The organism is Streptomyces sp. 150FB (genome assembly GCF_000818195.1).
Classification (GTDB): domain Bacteria; phylum Actinomycetota; class Actinomycetes; order Streptomycetales; family Streptomycetaceae; genus Streptomyces.
In genome coordinates, this window is record NZ_JTHL01000001.1 from 1,238,021 (window position 1) to 1,242,290 (window position 4,270).

General features: G+C 72.2%; 4 protein-coding genes and 1 pseudogene. 3 read left to right on the forward strand and 2 right to left on the reverse strand.

Annotated features, from left to right (window positions below):
• Positions 1-21: 21 nt before the first annotated feature.
• Entirely contained in the window at positions 22-1,566 is a 1,545-nt protein-coding gene (locus tag QR77_RS04825) for a hypothetical protein (RefSeq protein ID WP_040027331.1), read from the reverse strand.
• A 144-nt stretch (positions 1,567-1,710) separates the two neighbouring features.
• Entirely contained in the window at positions 1,711-2,412 is a 702-nt protein-coding gene (locus tag QR77_RS04830; RefSeq protein ID WP_052488549.1) for a GntR family transcriptional regulator, read from the reverse strand.
• Between the two features lie 150 nt (positions 2,413-2,562).
• Here QR77_RS04830 and QR77_RS04835 point away from each other — a divergent pair, with 150 nt between their 5' ends.
• The 3 genes and pseudogenes from QR77_RS04835 to QR77_RS04845 all read left to right on the forward strand — a co-directional run.
• The gene (locus QR77_RS04835) at positions 2,563-3,324 is read left to right on the forward strand and encodes a 5-oxoprolinase subunit PxpA (protein WP_040019827.1); all 762 of its coding nucleotides are present in this window, start codon (positions 2,563-2,565) and stop codon (positions 3,322-3,324) included.
• On the forward strand, positions 3,321-3,974 hold the full coding sequence (pxpB, locus tag QR77_RS04840; protein ID WP_040019829.1) for a 5-oxoprolinase subunit PxpB: 654 nt from the start codon (positions 3,321-3,323) through the stop codon (positions 3,972-3,974). The genes QR77_RS04835 and pxpB overlap by 4 nt, the downstream gene beginning before the upstream one ends.
• Positions 3,971-4,270 (forward strand): annotated as a pseudogene (locus QR77_RS04845) (hypothetical protein); the annotation flags it as partial. The gene pxpB and the pseudogene QR77_RS04845, both read left to right, overlap by 4 nt.

A 4,270-nucleotide genomic window follows, 5' to 3' on the forward strand; every position in this document is an offset into this window, starting at 1 on the left:
GGCCGGCCGCCGCGTACGCGCTCACGCCGCCTCCGTACGGCCCGCTGCCATGCTCACCGTGTCCAACAGCGCCGTACCCACTATCAGATCGGCCCCGCCGAACTCCGGGTCGTCGAGGACCGTGCCGTCGTCGACGGCGAACAACAGCCGCTGCTCGCCCTGCCGGTAGGCCGTGCCCACCGGCGGGCTCGCCGCGTGGATGGCGAGCAGGGCCACCAGATACGGCAGTTCACGGTCGCGGTCGCGGGCTTCGGCCAGGAGGCCCGAGAGGCGGCGCGGCGCGTCGTGCTCCAGGTCGAGCAGCTCCATCGCGCTGGCCAGTTGCTCCTCGCTGAAGCGGCTGTCGTCCGGGGTGGCGATCAGGTCGGGCTCCGGCATCTCGGCGCCGAGGTGCTCGCGCTCCAGCGGCGGCGCCAGCAGGATGTCGATGAGGTCGCCGAGCCGTACGGCCGTGGGCGTACGCAGTCCGGTGCCGCGCGCGAAGAACGCGTCCGTCACCCGGGTCGCCTGCTCGACGGGCAGCGGCAGCAGCGGCGCGACGAGCTGCCCGTACAGGTCGAGGCCGGCCCGCGCGGTGGGGGTGGCGAACGCCTGCCGGTCCTGCTCGGCGCGGAACAGCGGTCCGGCCTCCAGCAGCCGGGACTGGAGCTGGGTGTGCCTGCGGATGCAGTCCTTGACGATGTCGACGAGTTCGGCGGCGCGCCGCTTGTGCTCGGCCGTCTTCGGATCGGCGCCGGTCTCGGCCTCGTCGCGCGCCTTGCGGATGTTGTTGAGGATCGCGTTCTCGTGGCGGTACCGGTCGGCGACATGGTCGAGGGCTTCGTCGATCATGTCGGGGACGGCGTTGAGCCAGTCGACGGCGCGCACATTGCGGCGGGTCGCCTCCAGCGTCCTGCGGAGCGTCTCCGCGTACTGCACGGTGCGGTATCTGGCCTGCTCGGCGGCGAGTTGGGCGTCGGCGAGCCGGCCCCGGCTGATCAGCACCTCGAGCTTGACCTCGGCGGCGATCTGCGCGCTCGTCACATCCGTGTCGAGGGCGCCCACCAGCACATTGACCGCTTCGTCGGTGGTCCGCAGATAGACGCTTCCGCCGTCGCCGGGGACCTCCTCGATGAGCTTGAAGTCGTAATCCCGCCGGGTGTAGACGCCGTCGGTGCCGAAGGTGCCGTAGACGGCGCGGAAACCCCGGTCCACACTGCCGACATTGATCAGATTCTCCAGCACCCAGCGGGCGACGCGCTCGTGCTCGGCGACCGGGCGGCGCGGTGCCTGGGCGGCGACGCGCGGCAGGAGTCTGGCCACTATCTGTTCGTGGTCGGCCCCGGTGTCGAAGTCCATGTTGAGCGTGACCAGGTCGATGGCGGACAGCGCGACCTCGGCCATCGCGTACACCGAGTACTCGCCCGCCAGGTTGGCCTTGCGGGTGTCCAGGTCGTGCAGCGGCGCTGTGCAGGCGAGCGCGCGCAGCCGCCGCGCGAGCCCTTCGTCGGCGGCCGGGCCCAGGGCGGGCCGCGGCCCCGCGCTGAGCTGGGGCGGAACGGGGTCCGTCGAGGCAGGCGAAGTCACGTGCACAGATTAGGTCCTCGCACCGACAACGGTCGAAACGGCGCAGAAGCGACCTCGGAAACGGCCTCGCGCGCCGTACACGCCGTACGCGCCCCGACCGGCGTCGTGCCCCGTCAGCGCTCGCTCAACTCGCGGTCGGGGCCGTCACTTCTCGCTCAACAGCCTGGTGTACACCTCGACGAGCTGCTCGCGCGAGTCGTCCAGATACGCGGCGAGCTGCTCTTCGGCGCCGCGCCTGTCGCCGGCCCCAAGGGTCTCCATGAGCTGCCGGTTGCGTATCAGGTACGGCTCGTGCAGCTTGCGCGGGTGGTCCACCACATGGAAGGCGAGCCGCAGTTCGGCCAGCACCCCGCGCATCAGTTCGTCCGTGCGTACGCTGCCGGCCAGCGCGACGAGCGCGCGGTGGAAGTGGATGTTCGCCGTCGAGACGCCCTTCCACTCCCCGGCGGACGCCGCCGACTCGGCGCTCACGACGGCGTTTTCGAGGCCGGTCACATCGAAGGGCGGCCTGCCCAGGCCCCGTACGACGCCGCACTCGATCAGCCGGCGCGTGCGGTAGATGTCCTCCACGTCCTCGACGGCGAGGACCCGGACGAAGACCCCCCGGTTGAGTTCGTGGACGAGCAGCCGTTCGTGGGTGAGCAGCCGGAACGCCTCGCGCAGCGTGTTGCGCGAGACACCGAGCGCCGTGCCGATGATGTCCTCGGAGAGCCGGTCGCCGGACGGGAAGTAGCCTTCCGCGATGCGCGTACGGAGGATGTCGGCGACCCGTTCCGCCGTACTGGTACGGCCCAGCAGCGGGCGGTCGTCGGCCAGTTCACCGAGCACGGACACCGTCGTCCCCACAGCGCACTCCCCCTCAGGACCGGAACGGGCCCGTTCGAGCCGACCCGCGACGTCATCTTAGAAGAGATGAACGAAACCACATGACTCTTGTGGGATCGTTCAACAATATTCTACCTTTGTGCTCGGTTCACGACCTCGGAAGGTGACTCCATGACCCCGGTGGCCATCGATCTCAACGCGGACCTCGGCGAGGGCTTCGGCCGGTGGTCGCTGACCGAGGACGAGGCGCTGCTGTCCGTCGTGACCAGCGCCAATGTGGCCTGCGGCTTCCACGCCGGGGATCCGGCGACCATGCGGCGGGTCTGCGCGTGGGCCGCCGAGCGCGGTGTACGGATCGGCGCGCAGGTCTCGTACCGCGATCTGGCCGGCTTCGGGCGGCGTTCCATGGACGTGCCGTCGGACGAACTGGCCGCGGAAGTCGCCTATCAGATCGGCGCACTCGACGTCTTCGCGAAGGCGGCGGGCGCGCGCGTGGTCTACGTCAAACCGCACGGCGCGCTCTACAACCGGATCGTGCACGACGAGGAACAGGCCGAGGCCGTCGTTCAGGGCATCGGCCTCGCCGGCCCGCTGCCGGTCCTCGGACTCCCCGGCTCCCAGGTGCACGCCGCCGCGCTCAGGGCCGGACTGCCGGTCGTCACCGAGGCGTTCGCCGACCGCGCCTACACCGCGCAGGGCACGCTGGTGCCGCGCGGTCAGGAGGGCGCGGTCATCAGCGATCCGGCGACCGTGGTGGAGCGCTCGGTCCGCATGGCGAGGTTCGGCAGGGTCACCTCGCGCGACGGCGAGTCCGTGGCCGTCCGCGCGCGCTCGCTCTGTCTGCACGGGGACACGCCGGGCGCCGTCGACATCGCCCGGCGGGTACGCGAGCAACTGGAGAGCGCAGGGGTGCGCGTGGAGGCCTTCGCGTGAGCGCCCGGGCGCACCCCGTCGGCGACCGCGCGCTCCTGGTCGAACTGGCGGACGGCGACGAGACGGCCGCCTTCCACGCCGAGCTGCTGCGCCGCCGGGAGGCCGGTTCGCTGCCTGAGGTGCGCGAGATCGTGCCGGCGGCGCGCACCGTACTGCTCGACGGACTCGACGATCCGGCGCGCCTCGCCGCACAGGTGACGGACTGGGTCCTGGCGCCTCCCGACGCGCACGCCGGCGCCTCCGTAGAACTGCCGATCCGTTACGACGGTCCCGATCTGGCGGAGGTCGCGGCGCTGTGGGGGATGGCGGAGGACGAGGTCGTACGGATGCACTCGGCGGCCGAATTCCGGGTCGCCTTCTGCGGGTTCGCGCCCGGTTTCGCCTATCTCACCGGTCTGGCCGAGCGGTACGCCGTACCCCGCAGGCCGACCCCGCGTACCTCGGTCCCCGCCGGATCGGTCGGCCTGGCGGGGCCGTACACCGGCGTCTATCCGCGCTCCTCGCCCGGCGGCTGGCAGCTCATCGGGACGACGGACGCGGCGCTCTGGGACGTGCGCAGGGAACCTGCGGCGCTGCTGGCGCCGGGGACGCGGGTGCGGTTCGTGACCGGGACCCCGGTCACGGCCGAGACCCCGGCGGCGGGCCGATGACGGACCGGGGCCCGGACGGGGGCCCTCGCGAGGGGCGAAGCGGGGGCGTGGCCGTCGTACGGCCCGGGATGCTGACGACCGTTCAGGATCTGGGCCGCACCGGGCAGGCCCATCTCGGTGTGCCGCACTCCGGCGCCCTCGACCTTCCGGCCCTGCGCCTGGCGAACCGGCTGGTGGGCAATCCGGAGGGCGCCGCCGCGCTGGAGACGACGCTCGACGGCTGTGCGGTGCGGGCGCTCGGCGCGGTCACCGTGGCGGTCGGCGGTGCCCCGTGCGCCGTCACCGTCGACGGGCGG